Source organism: Plantactinospora mayteni (assembly GCF_016862935.1).
In the GTDB taxonomy this organism is placed as follows: Bacteria; Actinomycetota; Actinomycetes; order Mycobacteriales; family Micromonosporaceae; genus Plantactinospora; species Plantactinospora mayteni.
Genome location: NZ_BONX01000007.1, coordinates 285,060 through 304,620, shown reverse-complemented (window position 1 = coordinate 304,620; position 19,561 = coordinate 285,060). Strand labels below are relative to the sequence as shown.

Genomic DNA, 19,561 nt, shown 5'->3' with positions numbered 1-19,561 from the left:
CTGATGGGGGTTCTGTGCACCAGGCCACGCTGACCATCGATCCCGCGTTCCAGATCGCCGAGGTCGACCCGAGGCTCTACGGCTCGTTCGTGGAGCACCTCGGGCGCTGCGTCTACACCGGAATCTACGAGCCGGGACATCCGACCGCCGACGAGCACGGGTTCCGCCGGGACGTGGCGGAGCTGGTCCGGCAACTCGGGGTACCCGTGCTGCGCTATCCGGGCGGCAACTTCGTCTCGGGTTACAACTGGGAGGACGGCATCGGGCCGCGCGAGTCCCGGCCCCGCCGGCTCGACCTGGCCTGGCGGTCGATCGAGACCAACGAGGTCGGGGTCGACGAGTTCGTCCGCTGGACCCGCCGGGTCGGCAGCGAGCCGATGATGGCGGTCAACCTCGGTACCCGAGGGGTGGACGCCGCCCGGAGCCTGCTGGAGTACACCAACCACCCGTCCGGGACGTACTGGTCGGACCTGCGGCGGCAGCACGGCAGCGCCGACCCGTACGACGTCAAGCTGTGGTGCCTCGGCAACGAGATGGACGGTCCGTGGCAGACCGGGTTCACGACGGCCCGGGAGTACGGCCGGCTGGCGGCGCAGACCGCGCAGGCGATGCGCCGGGTCGACCCGTCGATCGAACTCGTCGCCTGCGGCAGTTCGGGCAGCGGGATGCCGACCTTCGGCAGTTGGGAGGCGACCGTACTGGAGGAGACCTACGACCTGGTCGACTACGTCTCGGTGCACAGCTACTACCAGGAGCACGACGGCGACCGGGACAGCTTCCTGGCCAGCGCGGTCGACCTGGACCGGTTCATGGAGGCGGTGGTGGCCACCTGCGACCACGTCCGGGCCGTCGGCCGGCACCGGAAGCGGATCAACCTCTCGGTCGACGAGTGGAACGTCTGGTACCAGAGCCGGTTCGCCGGGGAGGAGAAGCTCGACTGGGCCGAAGCGCCCCGGCTGATCGAGGACACCTACTCGGTGGTCGACGCGGTGGTCGTCGGCGACCTGCTGATCTCGCTGCTCCGGCACGCCGACCGGGTCAAGATCGCCTGTCTGGCACAGCTCGTCAACGTCATCGCGCCGATCCGCAGCGAGCCGGGCGGGCCGGCCTGGGTGCAGCCGACGTACCACCCGTTCGCGCTGACCTCTCAGCACGGTCGCGGCACCGTGTTGCGGGTCGAGCCGACCGGGCCGTCGCACGACACCACCCGGCACGGCGAGGTGCCGACGGTCACCGCCACCGCCGTCCGGGACGACGAGTCGGGCGCGGTCACCCTGTTCGCGGTCAACCGGGACCAGCGGGAACCGCTCGCCCTCGACGTCGACCTGCGGGCCTGTTCCGGTCTCGTCGCCGGGGAGCACGTGGTGCTGACCGACGCCGATCCGGAGGCGACGAACAGCGCGGAGGCGCCCCAGCGGGTGACGCCGAGCCGGCTCGCCGACCTCAAGGTCGAGGACGGGCGGGTCGACGCGGTCCTGCCGCCGCTCTCCTGGAACATGATCCGGCTGACTCCGGCCGGCTGACCTCCGCGCCCGATCCCTGCGGAGCGACGGTCAGCCACCGGCGGCCGTCGTCATCCAGGCTCACCCGACCGCCGACAGCCCGACCGCCGACAGCCCGACGTCGCGGGTCCGGCGGCTCAGTGCTCCGCCTGGGCGGTCGCCCCTGCCATCCGCTCCCGCAGGCTGCGCGGCCGCAGGTCGGTCCAGTTCGCCTCCACGTACTCCAGGCAGGCGTCCCGGGACTGCGGGCCGTCCGCACCGAACGCCACCGCCCAGCCGGCCGGTACGTCCACGAAGGACGGCCAGAGCGAGTGCTGTCCCTCGTCGTTGACGAGCACCAGGTACTGCCCGTCCGGGTCCTCGAACGGATTGGTGGTCATGGGCTGGTCCTCTCCTCGTGGTCGGCGGATGCGCCGTCCGACTGGGTGGGCAGGGGTGACGCGTTCGCCGGGGTGGGTAGGGGTGGCGCCTGGTCGGCAGGGTCGGGGACGAGCGCCGAGAGTCGCAGACCCGGCCGGGCGACCGCTGTGGCGAGCAGCCCGAGCAGGTCGTCGGTGAGTCGGTGCGCGGTCGCCGGGTCGAACAGCTCGACCGCGTACTCCAGTTCGCCGTGCACCGGGCCGTCGCCGAGCGGCTCGTAGAAGCTGACCGTCAGCTCCGAGCGGGTCGTGCCGGTGGGCACCGGCGCGAACCGCAGCGCCGTCGCGCCGTCCGGGCCGGTCAGCCCGGCCTCCTCGTGGTGCACCAGCATCACCTGCGGCAGCGCCCAGCCGGCCGGCAGGATGCGGCGTACCGCGTCGAACGGGACGTCCTGGCGGTCGAAGGCGCTCAGGTCCGCCTCGCGGATCCGGCCGAGCAGTTCGGTGAAGGTTGGGTCGCCAGCGGTGTCGGTGCGCAGTACCAGCGGGTTGACGAAGCAGCCGACCAGGTCACCGAGGGCCGCCTCGGTCCGGCCGGCCACCAGGGTGCCGATCGGCACGTCCGGGCCGGCGCCGACCCGGTGCAGCAGCGCCGCGAGGGCGGCCTGGAACACCATGAACATGCTGGTCCCGCTCTGCCGGGCCAGTTCGTCGACGGCCCGGTGCGACGCCGGGTCCAGCACGAACTCGACCCGGCCGCCGCGCCCGGACAGCGCCGCCGGTCGCGGCCGGTCGGTCGGCAGCGCCAGCCGATCGGGTACGCCCGCCAGCGCCCGCCGCCACCAGTCGAGCTGCCGCGCGTGCCGGCTGCCGGGGTCGGCCGGATCGCCGAGCAGGGTACCCGCCCAGCGCGCGTAGTCCGGATAGCCGACCGGCAGCGGCGACCACTCCGGTGCCCGCCCGGCGACCCGGGCCGCGTACGCGGTGCCGAGATCCCGGGCCAGTGGCACCACCGACCACTCGTCGACGCCGAGATAGTGCATCGTGAGCAGCAGTACCCGATCGTCGCCACCGGGGCCGGTCAGCAGCCGGGCCCGCAGCGGCGGCTCCCGGGTCGGATCGACGCCCGCCTCGACCAGCTCGGTGATCCGCTCGTCCAGCGATACTCCGGTCTCCGGCAGCACCTCCAGGAGTGCCCGGTCGGCCGCCGGCACCGGCACGGGTTCGCCGGCAGCACCAGCCGCCAGGGCGGTACGCAGCGGCTCGTGCCGCTCCACCAGGTCGGCCAGCGCCACCGTCAGCGCCGGTACGTCCAGCGTCGCCGCGTCTCCCGGGCCGTCAACACGTCCGCCGCCCGGTCCGCGACCGGTGCCGTCATCCGGCCCGGTGCCGTCGCCCGGCACAGTGTCCGGCCCCTCGCCTGGTCCGCTGCCGGCGCGGACCAGCAGGGCGAGATCCCAGCCGGTCCGGCCGGAGGCGTTCCGCTCGGCCGCGACGCGGTGCAGGTCCCACCAGATCTGTTGCACCGGAGCCGCGACCGGTTCGGCGCTGTCCGGTGCGGGGCGCAGTGCCGGACGCTCCGCCACCGCCCCGGCGAGCCGGTCCGCCAGCCCGGCCACCGTCGGCGCCTCGAAGATGTCCCGCACCGACAGGTCGACGCCGAGCGCCGCCCGGATCCGGCCGAGCAGCCGCATCGCCGCCATCGAGTGCCCGCCGAGGGCGAAGAAGTCGTCCGAGATCCCCACCTTCGGCAGCCTCAGCACCTCCGCAGTCAGTTCGGCGAGGGTCTGCTGTGCCGCAGTGACCGGCGCCTCGTCGCCGGCCAGCGCCGCCCAGTCCGGTGCCGGCAGGGCACGCCGGTCCAGTTTGCCGTTGGCGGTCAGCGGCAGCGGTCCGTCGACAACCAGCACGGCGGACGGGACCATGTAGTCGGGCAGCAGGTCGGCGGCGTGGGCGCGTACCTCGGCGGGGTCGAGCGGTCCGGCGGCCGGTACGACGTACCCGGCCAGGCGGGTCAGGTCGGCGTTGCGGTGCACCACCACCGCTGCCTGGCGTACCCCGGGGTGTCGGGCGAGCACTGCCTCGACCTCGCCCAGCTCGATCCGGAAGCCCCGGATCTTCACCTGGTCGTCGACCCGGCCGAGGAAGTCCAGGATGCCGTCGGCCCGCCACCGCGCCCGGTCACCGGTGCGGTACATCCGGGCCCCGGCCGGCCCGTACGGGTCGGCGACGAAGCGCTCGGCGGTCAGCCCGGGACGGCCGAGATAGCCACGGGCCAGACCGCGCCCGCCGACGTACAGCTCGCCGGCCACCCCGGGCGGTACCGGGCGGAGCCGCTCGTCCAGCACGTACGCCCGGGTGTTCGGGTCGGGCAGTCCGATCGGCACCGCAGCGGACCAGTCCGGCTCGGCCCGCCAGAGCGTGGAGTTCACCGTCGCCTCGGTCAGCCCGTACGCGGCGAAGAGCCGCAGCCGCCGCGCCCACCGCCCGATCAGGTCCGGTGGCACCGTCTCGGTACCGACCAGCACCACCAGTCCGGCCGGCAGTTGGCAGTCCGGGGGCAGCGCCGACACCAGCGACGGCGGCAGGATCGCGTGGCTGACCCGTTCCCGCTCCAGCAGGTCCACCAGGGGTCGGCCGGGCGCGCGGGCCTCGTCCGGGGCGAGCACCAGCCGACCACCGGCACCGAGCGCCATCGCCAACTCGAAGACGAAGACGTCGAAGCCGGTCGAGGCGAACTGGAGTACCCGGGAGCCGGCGTCCACGCCCATCCGGTCGGCGGCGGTCGCGACCAGGCTGCCGATCCCCTCGTGCGACACCACGACCCCCTTGGGCCGGCCGGTGCTGCCCGAGGTGTAGATGACGTACGCCGCGTGGTCCAGCCCGGCCGGCACCGCCGGACCGGACCCGGCCGACGCCGCTGGCGACGTCGGCACCGGCTCGGGTCGGATCGGCTCGGGTCGGATCGGCTCGACCAGCAGCCGGGACACTCCGGGCAGCTCCGGCAGCCGCTCGGCGGCCTCCGGTGTCGTCACCACGGTCCGGGCTCCGGAGTCGTCGACCAGGTACGCCAGCCGGTCGCCCGGGTGGCCGAGGTCCAGCGGCAGGAAGGCGGCACCGAGCCGCAGTACCCCGAGCACCACCGCCACGGTCTCCAGCGAGCGCGGCACCGCCACCCCGACCACCGTCTCCGGGCCGACGCCGTACCCGGCGAGCAGTCTGGCCATCCTGGCCGCCTCGGCGTCCAGTTGGGCGTACGACAGGATCCGTTGCCGGTCGACCACGGCGACCGCGTCCGGGGTCTGCGCGACCCGCCGGGCGAACATGGCCGGCAGGGTCTCCTCCGGCACCGCCCGGCCGGTGGCGTTGAACTCGCGCAGCACCCGGTCCCGCTCGTCGCCGACGAAGACGTCGACCTGACCCAGTGGCGCCCCGGGGTCGGCGACGACCGCCCGGGCCAGCCGGAGCAGCCGCTCACCGAGCAGCGCGACGGTCTCCCGGTCGAACAGATCGGTCCGGTACTTCAGCAGGCAGCTCAGCGCGTCGTCGGCACCGCTGTCCGGCTGGTCGACGGATCCGACGCCCGCCGGCTGGTCCACGGATGCGACGCCGGCCGGCTGGTCCACGGATGCGACGCCGGCCGGCTGGTCGACGGATCCGACGCCCTCCGGGTGGTCCGCAGATCCGACCCCCTCCGGCTGGTCGACGGACTCGGCGAAGTCGAAGACCAGGTCGAACTTGGCGGCCGGGGTGTCGACCTGCTCGTCGGTGACGGTCAGTCCGGCGAGGCCGCTCCACTCGGCGGTCCGGTTGCGGTGCACCACCATCACCTGGAACAGCGGGTTCCGGGAGACCGAGCGGGCCGGGTTGACCGCCTCGACCACGGCCTCGAACGGCACCTCCTGGGCGGAGAAGGCGTGCAGGTCGGTCTGCCGGACCCGGGCCAACAGCTCGGTGAAAGTCGGGTCGCCGGACAGGTCGGTCCGGAGTACCAGGGTGTTGACGAAGAACCCGACCAGGTCGTCGAGGGCCGCGTCGCCCCGACCCGCGATCGGCGCGCCGAGCGGGATGTCGGTGCCGGCGCCGAGCCGGTGCAGCAGCGCCGCTACCAGCGCGTGCGCCACCATGAACAGGCTGGTCCCGGTACGGGAGGCGAGCCGGCGCAGCCCCGCACCGACCTCGGCGGGCAGCAGCACGGTCAGTTCCGCCCCGGCCGGGTCCGGCCGCCCCGAGCGGGCCCGGTCGGTCGGCAGCACCAGTTCCTCGGGCGCGCCACCCAACGCGGTACGCCAGTAGTCGAGCTGCCGGGCGGCCAGGCTGCCCGGATCCGCCGGATCGCCGAGCAGCCGACGCTGCCACAGGGTGTAGTCGGCGTACTGGACCGGCAGCGGTACCCACTCGGGTGCCCGTCCCGCCCGCCGGGCCGCGTACGCGGTGCCGAGGTCGCGCAGGAACGGCCGGTCCGACCACTCGTCGGTGGCCACGTGGTGCAGCACCAGTACCAGGATGTGCTCCTCGGTGCGGTCCACTGTCGGGTCGACCGTGACGAGAGTGGCCCGCAGCGGCAGTTCGGTGGTCAGGTCGAACGGCCGGCGTACCGCGTCCCGGACGATCCCGGTCAGCTCGGCCGGAGCGGCGACGACGGTCTCCAGCATCGGCTGGACGTCGGCCGCCGGCAGTACCCGCTGGTGTGGCCGGCCGTCCCGCTCGCCGAGCAGGGTACGCAGCGTCTCGTGCCGCCCGGTCAGGTCGGCCAGCGCCGCACGCAGCGCCGCCACGTCCAGCGCCCCGCGCAGCCGTACCGCGATCGGGAAGTTGTAGGCCGCCGACTCCGGCGCGAGCTGCTGGATCATCCAGAGCCGCTGCTGTGCGAAGGAGAGCGGCAGTTCGGCGGGTCGCTCGGCCCGGACCAGCGCGATCCGGGCACCGCCGTCGCCGGTCGTGCCGTCGTGCCCCGCCCCGCCGATCCGGGCGGCCAGCTCGGCGACCGTCGGCGCCTCGAAGAGGTCGCGGATCGCCAGCTCGGCGCCGAGCGCCACCCGGGCCCGGCTGACCAGCCGGATCGCCAGCAGGGAGTGCCCGCCGAGGTCGAAGAAGTTGTCGTCGACGCCGATCTGCGGCACGCCGAGCAACTCGGCGAAGAGGGCACAGAGCGCCTCCTCGGCGGCCGTGGCCGGTGGGCGGGCGGCGGCACCGGCCCGGACCGTCGGGGCCGGCAGCGCCGCCACGTCGAGCTTGCCGTTCACGGTCAGCGGCAGACGGTCCAGCGGCACCAGCGCGGCCGGCACCATGTAGTCCGGCAGCCGCCGTTTCAGGTCCGCCCGGAGGGCGGCCAGCACGGCGTCGTCGTCCGGCTCCGTCCACTGTGGTGCGCGGACCAGGTAGCCGGCGAGTCGGCGTACCGCGGGGTCGGTGCCGGCGTCGACCAGCACGGCGGCGTGCGCCACCAGCGGGTGTTCGGCGAGCGCGCTCTCCACCTCGCCCAGCTCGATCCGGTACCCCCGGATCTTGACCTGGTCGTCGGTGCGCCCGAGGAAGTCCAGGTTCCCGTCCGGCCGGCGCCGGACCAGGTCACCGGTGCGGTACATCCGCTCTCCCGGGGCACCGTACGGGTCGGCGACGAACCGCTGCGCGGTCAGCCCGAGCCGCCGGTGGTAGCCCCGGGCCAGCCCGATCCCGCCGATGTACAGCTCACCGGGTGCACCGGGCGGGACGAGCCGCAGGTACGCGTCGAGCACGTACGCCCGGGTGTTCCAGATCGCCCGGCCCACGGTCGGGGTGGCACTGTCCAGGGTGCCGCCGCCCAGCGTGTTGATGGTGTACTCGGTCGGCCCGTAGAGGTTGTAGCCGGCCGTCTCCTCGGTGTCCCGCAACCGCGCCCAGACCGTGTCGGAGACCGCCTCGCCGCCGAGCAGCACCAGTACCGGCCGATGCCGGCCGCCAGGGTGGGCGCCGTCCTCGGTCGGCTCGGCGGCCGACTCGGACCGGTCGAGCAGGCCCTCCTCGATCAGGTGGTGCGCGTAGCTCGGGGTGACGTTGACGACGTCGATCCGGTGCCGGTCACAGTAGGCGACCAGCGCCTGCGCGTCCCGGCGCAGCTCCTCGTCGCAGACGTGCACCTCGTGCCCCTCGACCAGCCAGAGCAGTTCCTCCCAGGACATGTCGAAGGCGAACGAGACGGTGTGCGCGATCCGCAGTCGCCGGCCACCGGCCGCCGCCACGGTCGGGTCGAAGATCGCCTCCCGGTGGTTGAGCTGCATGTTCGTCAGCCCCCGGTACGGCGTCACCACCCCCTTCGGCCGCCCTGTCGAGCCGGAGGTGTAGATCAGGTACGCCGGATGTTCCAGCCGGTCCGGATCGGTCCGGGCGAACCCGGCCGGCAGTTCGGCGTCGGTGAGCGCCGCACCCGAGAGTCCGGCCAGCTCGGCGAGTACCGCCGGATCGTCGAGCGGCACGGTCGGGGTGTCGGTCCCTGGCAGTACGGGCCGAACCGGGGTCACGGTCAGCAGGCACATCGGCGCGGTGTCGGCGAGTACGAAGGCCAGCCGGTCGGCCGGGTGGTCGAGTTCCAGCGGCAGGTACGCGGCACCGGTGCGGAGTACCGCGAAGAGCGCGACCACCATCTCGATCGACCGGGGCAGCGCCAGCGCGACCACTCGCTCGGGTCCGGCTCCCCTGGCCACCAGCAGCCGGGCCAGCCGGTTGATCCGGGCGTCGAACTCGGCGTACGTCAGGGTGCGGCCGGCGAAGACCAGCGCGACCGCGTCCGGGGTCCGGGCGGCCCGCTCGGCCAGCAGGTCGGCAACGGACTCGGTGCCGAGCGGGTGCCGGGTGGCCGTCCACTCGGCGGCCAGCTCGGCCCGTTCCGCCCCGGTGAGCAGGTCGAGCCGGCCGACCGGGATCTCCGGCTCGGCGACCAGCCGGGCCAGCAGCGCGACGAACCGGTCCAGCAGAGCCCGAGCCACCTGCCCGGGTACGACGTCCGGGCGGTGGTCCAGGGCCACCCGGAGCCGCTGCGCCGGGGTGACCACCAGGGTCAGCGGATAGTGGGTGGCGTCCACCCCGTCGACGGCGGCGATGCCGTGCCGGTCCCGCAGCCGGGCCGACTCCCCCTCGTCGACGAAGTTCTGCAACACGTAGAGCGTGTCGAAGAGCCGGGCGTGTCCGCTGGCCCGCTGCACCGCGCCGAGTCCGAGGTGGTCGTGCGGCATCAGGTCGATCCGCTGCTCCCCGAGCCGGCGGAGCAGGCCGAGCACGGGTTCGGCGGGCTCGGCGGTGACGCGTACCGGCACGGTGTTGAGGAAGAGCCCGATGATGTTCTCCACGTGCGGCACGTCCGCGTGCCGGCCGGCGACGGTCATCCCGAACACGACGTCGGTGCGGCCGAGGTGGCCGCCGAGGACCAGCCCCCAGGCCGCGGTGAGCACGGTGTTGAGGGTCAGCCCATGCCGGCGGGCCAGCCCGCGCAGCCGGTCGCCGAGCGCGGTCGGCAGTTCGGCCCGGACCCGGTCCGGTACGACCGGGGTCAGGCTCGCCTCCGGGGCGACCAGGGTCGGTTCGGCGAGCCCGGCGAGGGCGTCCCGCCAGGCGCGACCGGCCCGCTCGGTGTCCTGGCTGGCCAGCCATTCCAGGTGGTCCCGATAGGAGCCGGCCGGCGGCAGGTCCCGGTCGTCGCCGTCGCGCTGGTAGAGCGTGAAGAGCTGCTCGACGAAGAGTTCCTCGGACCAGCCGTCCCAGAGCACCAGGTGGTGGCTGACGACCAGCCGGTCCCGGTCGTCGCCGAGCCGGAGCAGCAGCAGCCGGCACAGCGGCGGCCGGGTCAGGTCGAACCGGGTACGCCGGTCCTCGGCCATCAGCTCGGCCATCCGGGTTCGCTGGGCTTCCGGGTCGAGGTCGGTCAGGTCCACCTCGGTCACCGGCAGTTCGGGGGCCACCCCGACGAACTGCACCGGCTGGGGCAGCCCGACGCTGGCGAACCCGGCCCGCATGCTGGGGTTGCGGGCCAGCAGCGCGGCGCCGGCCCGGCGCAGCCGGTCCAGGTCCAGCCGGTACCCGAGGTCGAACGTGTCCTGCGCGGTGTAGACGTCCAGCGTCGAGGTGTCGTAGCTGGCGTGGAAGTAGAGCCCCTCCTGCAACGGCGAGAGCGGCCAGATCTCCGCCACCGGTACCGGACTGGTCCGCTCGATCCGGTCGACCTCGTCGCGGCTCAGCGCCATCCCGCCCGCGATCACGGGCCGCTGGGCTGCCCCGCCCCGATCGGCGGTGCCGGGCGGCCGGGTCACGGCGGCGGTGAGTTCGCGGAGCGCGTCGAGCCACTCGGCGGCCAACCCGGCCACGTCCGGCTCGTCCAGCACACCGTCCGGCCAGGTCCAGGTCGCCGTCAGCACCGGCCCGGCCGGAGTCTCGGTGGCGACCGCGTCGACCTGGACCAGGTGGGACAGGCCCAGCCCGCCGTTGACGACGGTGATCGCGTCGGACTCGGCCGCCGGTGTCCAGTCCAGCCCGCTGCCGCCGGGGAACCGGCCGTAGTAGTGGAACAGCACCTGGGCCGAGGAGAGCCCGGCCAGGATCGGCGCCGCCTGCGCGTTCAGGTACCGCAGCAGCCCGTGGCCGAGGCCGCCGTCCGGTACGGCCCGGATCCGCTCGCCGACCGTGGCCAGCAGCTCGGCGGGGTCGGTGCCGGACGGCAGGCGTACCGGCTGGACGCTGGTGAACCAGCCGACCGTGCGGGACAGGTCGAGGTCGGGTTCGATCTCCTCCCGGCCGTGCCGTTCGAGGTCGACGAGCAGGTCGGCATCGCCGTCGCGGCCGTGCCGGTGCTGCCAGCGGGTCACCGCGAGCCGGAGTGCCGCGAGCAGCACTCCGGTGACCTCGGCACCGGCCGCCGCCGGTACGGCGGTGAGCAGCGGCAGCGTCTCGGCCGGGTCGAGCCGTACGACGTGTTGCCGGGCCGGTCCCGCCGTCGGCCGGGTCTGCGCCGGCAGCAGCTCCGCTCCGGGGGCGAGCGTCTCGACCCAGTGCGGCAGTTCGGCCAGCCGCTCGGGGCGGTGTGCGTGCTCGCCGAGCACCCGGGCGTACCGCCGCAGCGAGGTGCCGACCGGGGCGAGTCGCGGGGGCTGGCCTGCCCGTACCGAGGCCCAGGCGCTGGCCAGGTCCGCCAGCAGGATCCGCCAGGAGACGCCGTCGACCGCCAGGTGATGGGCAGCCAGCAGCAGCCGGCCGGGCCGATCGCCGGAGTCGAACCAGACCGCCTGGAGCAGGCTCCCCTGGTCCGGGGCCAGCCGGTCGGTGGCGGCGGTGGACTCCTGGGCCAGTACGGCGCGCAGCCCGGCGTCGTCCAGCCCGGTCACGTCGACCCGGCGTACCAGGTCGGCCGCCCGCACCGGGCCGGCCGGCGTCGTCTCCAGCGACCAGAGCACCGAGGCGATCCGGCGCAGCCGAAGCCGCAGCCCGGCGTGCCGGTCCAGCACCGCCTGGAGTACGCCGACCAGCGACCCGAGGTCCAGGGACGCCGGTACGACCAGCAGCGTGCTCAGGGTGAACCGGTCGATCGGCAGCCCGGTCTCCCGAAGCCAGTGCACGATCGGCAGTAGCGGCACCTCACCCCGCTCGTCCGGATCCGCAGCCGGCTCGCCCACGGCGCCGCTTCCGACCGAGATAGGGGTGCCGGCCGGCGAAGGGCCAGCCGCCGATGCGGCGGTCATCGACACGGCACCGGCCACAGCGGACGGGCCACTCGGGGACAGGGCCACGTCACCACCGGCCGCAACCGGCGGGTCATTCGGGGACAGGGCGGCGTCGCCGCCGGCTGCCCCGGCCAGCGCCCGTGGGGTCCGGTGCCGGAAGACGTCGCGCGGGGCGAGCGCCAGCCCGTGCCGGCGGGCCCGGCTGGAGACCGCGATGGAGAGGATGCTGTCGCCGCCCAGGGCGAAGAAGTCCCCGTCGGCACCGACCTCGGGCAGCCCGAGCACCTCGGCGAAGACCTCCCGGAGCCGCCGCTCGGCCGCACCGCCTCCGGCGGGCCGGATCGGCCTGTCCACATCAGACGGAACGGCCGGAGCGGACGTGGCAGCCGTCGCGGACGAGCCGAACGGGCCGGCAGCCGTCGTGGTCTGCGGCGCGGGCAGGGCGGCGCGGTCGAGTTTGCCGCTGGGGGTCAGCGGCAGCGCGTCGAGCAGCACGAACCGGCCCGGCACCATCGACTCGGGCAGCCCGGCCCGGGCCGCCGCGCGGACCGCCTCGACGTCGAGCCGGAGCCCGGCGACCGGCACCAGGTAACCGACCAGACCGGTCCGGCCCCGCCCGTCGACCCGGGCGGCGGCGACCGCCTGCGCCACACCCGGCCCGGCCCGGAGCACCGCCTCCACCTCACCGAGGTCGATCCGGTGCCCCCGGATCTTGACCTGGTCGTCGCCGCGCCCGACGTATTCGAGTACGCCGTCGACACGCCACCGCACCAGGTCACCGGTGCGGTACATGCGCTGCCCCGCCGGCCCGTACGGGTCGGCGACGAAACGCTCGGCGGTCAGCCCGAACCGGGCGTGGTAGCCGTACCCGAGCTGGGTGCCGGCGACGTACAGCTCGCCGGGTACGCCGGGCGGCACCGGCCGGAGGGAGTCGTCGAGTACGTACAGCCGGGTGTTGGCCACCGGGCGGCCGATCGGCACGGTGCGTTCCGCGCCGCCGTCGTTCGCCCACCAGGTGACCTGCACCGCCGTCTCGGTCGGCCCGTAGAAGTTGTCCAGTGCGGTGCTGGTCAGCGCCTGCCAGCGCCGGGCCAGTTCCGGCGAGAGTGCCTCGCCACCGCAGGAGACCCAGCGCAGGCTGGCCGCCCAGCCGGGATCGGCGGACAGTTCCTCGGCGAGCAGGAACGCCTCGACCAGCGAGGGTACGAAGGTGACCGCGCTGACCCGGTGCCGGCGGACCAGCCCGGCGAGCCGGCTCGGGTCACCGGCCTCGTCCTCGCCGGGCAGCACCACGGCGGCACCGGTGGAGAGCGGCCAGAAGATCTCCCAGACCGAGGTGTCGAAGCTGGCCGGGGCGAGTTGCAGCATCCGGTCGTCGGTACCGAGCCCGAACCGCCGCTGCGACCAGGCGAGCTGGCTGACGATCGCCCGGTGGCCGACGAGTACCCCCTTGGGTCGGCCCGTCGATCCGGAGGTGTAGATCAGGTACGCCGGTGCTTCCGGGTCGCCGCCGTCACCGGCCGGGGTGGCGGCGCCGGACGCGCTCGACGGGCCCGCTGGTTCCGTCGTCGCGGAGACCAGCAGGTGCGGCACACCGGCCGGCCGGGGCAGCCGGGCCATGACCTCCACTGTGGAGACGACGGCCCGGGCGCCGGAGTCGGCGAGCACGCCGGAGAGCCGTTCCCGGGGGTGCGTGACGTCCAACGGCAGGTACGCGGCACCCGCCTTCATCGCGCCGAGCAGCGCCACCACCAGCTCGGCCGACCGGGGTACCGCCACCGCGACGACGTCACCGGGCCGGATGCCCCGGGCGGTCAGCCGCCGGGCCAGCGCGGCGGCGCGGCGCTCCAGTTCGGCGTAGCCGAGCTGCCGTTCGCCGTCGATCAGCGCGACCGCGTCCGGGGTCCGGGCCGCCTGCGCAGCGACCAGCCCATCCAGGGTCTGCGGCGGTACCGGGGCGACCGGGCCGGCGAGCCGGGTCAGCGCGGTGTCCCGCTCGGCCGCCGGCAGCAGGTCGATCCGCCCGACCGGTCGGTCCGGCTCGGCGACGAACACGCCCAGCACCTCGGCCAGCCCGGTACGGAGCTGGCGTACGGTCGCGGCGTCGATCCGGTCCGGGTCGTACTCCACGGTGAGGTCCAGCGACCCGCCGGCCGGCGACACCAGCAGGGTGACCGGATAGTGGGTCGCCTCCCGGAACTCGACCCCGGCCAGTTCCAGCCCGCCGGGGTGCCGCGGGATCGCGTCGGCGGGATAGTTCTCCAGCACCACCAGGCTGTCGAACAGCTCTCCGCCGCCGGCCAGCCGCTGGATCGCCGGCAGCCCGAGGTGCTGCGCGTCGAGGAGTTCCGCCTGCTCCCGCTGGAGCCGGCCAGCCAGCTCGACCAGCGGTTCGGCCGGAGTCCAGCGCAGCCGGACCGGCAGGGTGTTGATGAAGAGCCCGACCATCGCCTCGACGCCGTCCAGTTCGGCCGGCCGGCCGGAGACCGTACTGCCGAACACGACGTCGCGCCGGCCGAGGCGCCGGCCCAGCACCACCGCCCAGGCGGCATGCAGCACGCTGCCCACGGTCAGCCCGGCCGCCCGGACCCGACCGGCCAGCCCGGCGGCCACCTCGGACGGCAGCGCCACCCGGGACCGCTCGGGGTGGAACATCCCGGCGAAGCCGGGCTCGGCCTCGGCGGCGAGCCGGGTCGGACCGTCGAGCCCGGCCAGCGCCGTCCGCCAGGCGTCCTCGGCAGCCGACCGGTCCCGGCCGGCCAACCACTCGAGGTAGCGCCGGTACGGGGTGACCGGCGGCAACCGGTCCGGCTCGCCGTCCGGGGCGTACCGGGTGAGCAGGTCCCGCAGGGTCACTCCGGCTGACCAGCCGTCGGTGACGATGTGGTGGTGGGTGAGCAGCAGGCGGTGCCGCTCCGCCGCCCACCGGACCAGTACGCAGCGCAGCAGCGGCGGCCGGGTCAGGTCGAACGGGGCGGCCCGTTCCGCCTCGGCCAGCGCCTCGAACTCGGCCGCCCGCTCCGGTTCGGGGTACCCGGTCAGGTCGACCTCGCGCCACGGCAGCGTGACGCCGTCCGCGAGAAGCTGCACCGGCCGCAGGTCGGCGAGCTGCGGAAACGCGGCCCGCAGCGGGGCGTGCCGGTCGAGCATGTCCTGCCCGGCCCGGCGCAGCGCGGCGGCGTCCAGCGGCCCGCGCAGCGCGATCACCTGCTGCACCCGGTACGGGTCCCGATCCGCCCCGCCAGCGACCGCGTGGAAGTAGAACCCCTCCTGCAACGGGGTCAGCGGCAGCACGTCGGCGACCCCCGGTACGGCGGCGGCCAGCGCGTCCACGTCCTCCTGCCGCAGCGGCAGCAGCGGGAAGTCGGACGGGCTCGGCCCGCCGGCCCCCGGGCGGGCGGCGTGCCGGACCAGTGCCTCCAGCGCGGCGAACCAGCCCTGCGCCAGCTCGGCCACGTCCGCCTCGCCGAGCAGCGCCGCCGGCCAGGCCCAGGTCACGCCGAGCCCGGGCCCGTCCGGCCGATCCTCGGTGAACGCGTTCACCTCCAGCGTGTACGGCGCCACCGGCATCCCCGCGTCGAAGCCACCGGCGAGCAGGCCGAGCCCGGGCAGCGCGGTCCAGCAGCCGTCGGCCGACGACTCCACCCCGAACCGGCCGAGGTAGTTGAAGCTGATCTGCGGCTGCGGCAGCCCGGCCAGTACGGCGGCGGTCTCCGGGTTGAGGTGCCGCAGCAGCCCGTACCCGAGCCCGTGGTCGGGGATGGCCCGCAACCCCTCCTTGATCCGCTTCAGGGCCCGACCGGCGTCCTCGCCGCCGGCCAGCGCCTCGTCGAGGTCGATCGGACCGGGGTCGAGCCGGACCGGGAAGATGCTGGTGAACCAGCCGAGCGTGCGGGACAGGTCGACGCCGTCCGCGACCTGCTCCTCCCGGCCGTGCCCCTCCAGCGCCACCAGCGCGGCTCCGGGCACGCCGGTCCCCCGGCGGCGGCGCCAGTCGGCGAGAGCCAGCGCGAGCGCGGTGAGCAGCACGTCGTTGACCCCGGCGGAGAACGCCGCCGGGATGCTGGTGAGCAGCGGTGCGGTCCGCTCGGCCGGCAGCCGCAGGGTGAGCCGGCGGACGCTGTCGAGGTCGCCGACCGGGTCCAGTGGTCGGTCCGCCAGCGCCGGATCGTCGCCGCGCAGCAGCTCCGTCCAGAGTGGCAGCTCGGCGGTCCGCTCCGCCGACTCGGCGTCGGCGTGCACCAGCTCCGCCCAGCGACGCAGCGGGGTGCCGACCGGCTCCAGCCGGGGTGTCCGCCCGGCCAGCACGTCCGCCCAGGCCGCTGCCAGGTCGGGCAGCAGGATCCGCCAGGAGACGCCGTCGACCACCACGTGGTGCACCAGCACGACCAGCCGGCCGGGCCGATCCGGGCCGGCGTCCAGCCAGACCGCCTGGAGCATGACGCCGTCCTCCGGGGCCAGCCGCGCGCCCGCCTCGTCGGCGGCGACGGAGATCCGGTCCCGCAGCGCCTCGTCGGTCAGCCCGGCGACGTCGATCCGGCGCAGCCGGTCCGCCGCCGGCACCGTGCCGGGCGCCGGCACCACCAGCCGGCCCGGCCGCTCCGGGGTGGCCCGGACCAGCCGGGACCGGAGTACGTCGTGCCGGTCCAGCACCGCCTGGAGCGCGCCGGCCAGTCGCTCGGCGGTCGCCTCGGCCGGTACCCGGACCGCCAGCCACTGCGCGAACGCGTCGATCTGCCCACCGCACCCGTCCAGCCAGCGCATGATCGGGGTGAGCGGATACTCGCCGACCCCGGCCTCGGGATCGTCCTCCACACCGCGCGAGAGCGACTCGGCCACCGGAGCCAGCTCGGCGACGGTACGGCGCTGGAAGACCTGGCGCGGCGTGACCACCAGCCCGGCCTGCCGGGCCCGGATCACGAGCTGGATCGAGACGATGCTGTCCCCGCCGAGGGCGAAGAAGTCGTCCTCCACCCCGACCTCGGGCAGCCCGAGCACCTCGGCGTAGAGGGCGCAGAGCACCTCCTCGCGGGCGTCCCGGGGCCGGGCTCCGGTACTCGGTGCCGCGAAGTCCGGCGCCGGCAGGCTGGCCCGGTCCAGCTTGCCGCTGGGCAGCACCGGCAGCCTGTGCAGGGGTACGAAGGCGGCCGGCACCATGTGGTCGGGCAGCCAACTGCGGGCGTACGTGCGCAGCTCGGCGAGGAGCGCGGTGACGTCCCGGAACGGCGCCGGCCGGTTGGCGTACCGGTGCAGCGGGGCCGACTCCGGCAGGGTGGGCCGGTACGCAGGTCCGGCGGGCGTCACGTCCGGGCGGGAGAAGAGCAGGTCGAGGCGGCCGTCGTCGGCGGCACCGGACCAGGTGACGTCGACCCGGTAGCCGTGCCGCTCGGCCAGCTCGTACACCGCCTCGGGATCGACGGCCGGCGCACCGGTCGGCCCGGTGCCACCGCTCGGCCCGGTGTTGCCGGTCGGCCCGCTGGCAGCGGTCGGCCTGGGCCCGGCGGTCGACCCGGGGTCGCCGGTCGGTGTCGGGTCGGCGTCGGCGTCGGCATCGGCATCGGCATCGGCATCGGCATCGGCATCGGTGGAGAGTTCGCGGTGGGCGGCGAGGTCGGCGTCGAGCCGGGCGTTCGGTACCCCGGTCACCCGCAGGACGGCCGGGCGTGCCGAGTCGAGTCGCTCGGCCAGCCCGGCGAGCCCGGCCGGCTCGGCGCTCCAGGGCAGCTCGACGGCGTCGTCCATCGTGGACTGGGCGTGGGCGGTGGTGCGCAGCACGACGTCGTACCGGTAGCGGGTGAGTTCGTTGTGCGGGTGGCCGCGCTTGACCCAGAGGTCGACCCCGGCGATCGCCGGAAGCTCCCGGGCCAGCGCCGGGAAGAGGTCGGGGTCGAGCAGCAGCTCGCCCTCCCAGCGGAGGCCCTGCTCGACGGCGGCCAGCGCGACCTGCCGGCCGTCGGGGTCCGGCCGGCGGCGGCCCGCCTCGATCGCCCCGCGCAGCGTGCGGTGCAACCGCAGGTTGCGTACGTCGCCGACGAAGACGGTGCCGCCGGGCGCGAGCAGGGCGACCGCCCGGCGCAGCACGTCGGCCAGGTAGTCGACGCTCGGGAAGTACTGGACCACCGAGTTCAGCACGACGGTGTCGAAGAAGCCGGCCGGCAGCCCGTCGACGACGTCGGCCGGCTGGGCCCGCAGCTCGACCCGACCGGCCAGCGCCGGTACCGTCGCCACCTGGTCGCGGAGCGCCTCGATCGCCGCCGGGGAGAGGTCGGTACCCCAGTACGCCTCCACCTCCGGCGCCACCTTCGCCAGCAGCAGACCGCTGCCGACGCCGATCTCCAGCACCCGGCGCGGGCGCAGCGCGAGAATGCGCTGCACCGTCCGGTCCCGCCACTGGCGCATCTCGGCGAGCGGGATCGGCAGCCCGTCGTAGCTGCTGTTCCAGCCGGTGAAGTTCTCCCCGAACGACTCGGTACGCCCGGCCGTGTAGAGCAGTTCGTGCAGCTTCTGCCAGTCGTCCACCCGGGTCGACTCCACCTCGGCGTCCCGGTCCGCCGGCCGGTCCAGCGCCGGTACGACGTACGCGGCGAGCCGCTGTTGACCGTCCCGCCCCGGCCGGGCCAGTACGGCGACCTGGCCGACCGCCGGATGTTGGGCGAGTACGGACTCGATCTCGCCCGGCTCGATTCGGTACCCCCGGATCTTCACCTGGTCGTCGGCGCGACCGAGGAACTCCAGCCGCCCGTCCGGCAGCCAGCGCACCAGGTCACCGGTGCGGTAGAGCCGCCCGCCGGCCGGCCCGTACGGGTCGGCGACGAAGCGCTGCGCGGTCAGCCCCGGCTGGCCGAGATAGCCCCGGGCCAGCCCGGTCCCGCCGAGGTACAGCTCGCCGGTGGCGCCGACCGGCACCGGCTGGAGGGCGGCGTCCAGCACATAGCACCGGGTGCCGGGGTCGGGGCGGCCGATCGGCACCACGGCACCGGGCGGGGTCTGCGGGTCGCACTCCCCCAGCGTCGAGTTGACGGTCGCCTCGGTCGGCCCGTACGCGTTGAACATCGGTCGGCCCTGTGCCCACCGGGCGACCAGTTCCGGGGATACCCGCTCGGTACCGGCCAGCAGGGTCGCCCCGGCCGGCAGGGTGAGCTCCCGGGGCATCGCGGCGAGCAGCGCGGGCGGCAGGATCATGAAGGTCACGCCGTGCCGGTGGGCGTACTCGGTCAGCGCCGGGCCGGGCACCCGACGCTCGGCCGGTACCACCACCAGCCGGCCGCCGGAGAGCAGCCCGAGGCAGAGGTCCCAGAACGCCACGTCGAAGCTGGGCGAGGCGAACTGGAGTACCCGGCTCTGCGGCCCGACGCCGAGCCGGGCGCGCTGGGTGGCGACCAGTTTGGCCACCCCGGCGTGCGAGACGACGACTCCCTTGGGTCGGCCGGTCGACCCGGAGGTGTAGATGACGTACGCGGCGTTCTCCGGGGCCAGCGGCGGCAACCCTCCCGGGCCGCCCGGCTCGACCTGATCGGTGTCGGTCAGCTCGTCGAGCAGCAGTCTCGGCAGGCCCGGGGTCTCCGGCAGCTCACCGGCCAGTTCCGCCGTGCTGACCAGGCAGACCGGCCGGGCGTCGGCCAGCATGAAGCCGATCCGCTCGGCCGGATAGTCCTGGTCCACCGGCAGGTAGGCGCCGCCGGCCTTGAGCACCGCCACCTCGGCCACGATCATGTCGACCGAGCGGGGCAGGCAGAGCGCCACCACCCGCTCCGGCCCGACACCCCGGGCCCGCAGCGCGTGTGCGAGCCGGTCCGCCCGGGTATCGAGTTCGGCGTACGTCAGCTCGACGTCCTCGCAGACCACCGCGACCGCACCGGGTGCCCGGCGTACCTGCTCGGCGAAGAGGTCTGGCCAGGTCGCCGGGGGTGCCGGCCGGACCGTCTCGTTCCACTCCACGAGGATCCGGTGCCGGTCCGGCGCGGTTTCCGTCGTCGGCCCGGCCTCGGCACGGTTCAGGTCACTTGTGGGCACG

The 19,561-nt window shown here is 74.9% G+C and carries 3 protein-coding genes; 1 reads left to right on the top strand and 2 read right to left on the bottom strand.

Features of this window, described 5'->3' with window-relative positions; genetic code table 11:
• Positions 1 to 14: 14 nt before the first annotated feature.
• A complete protein-coding gene (gene arfA, locus Pma05_RS07030; protein ID WP_203856457.1) occupies positions 15 to 1,523 on the top strand; it encodes an arabinosylfuranosidase ArfA in 1,509 nt (502 codons plus the stop codon).
• Positions 1,524 to 1,639: 116 nt separating this feature from the next.
• Here the strand turns inward: arfA and Pma05_RS07025 are convergent, their stop codons facing one another.
• The gene (locus Pma05_RS07025) at positions 1,640 to 1,882 is read right to left on the bottom strand and encodes an MbtH family protein (RefSeq protein WP_203856456.1); all 243 of its coding nucleotides are present in this window, start codon (positions 1,880 to 1,882) and stop codon (positions 1,640 to 1,642) included.
• Positions 1,879 to 19,560: a non-ribosomal peptide synthetase gene (locus Pma05_RS42370; protein ID WP_239311819.1), complete on the bottom strand. Its 17,682-nt coding sequence runs from the start codon at positions 19,558 to 19,560 to the stop codon at positions 1,879 to 1,881. Before Pma05_RS42370 ends, Pma05_RS07025 begins: the two co-directional genes overlap by 4 nt.
• Position 19,561 lies beyond the last annotated feature (1 nt).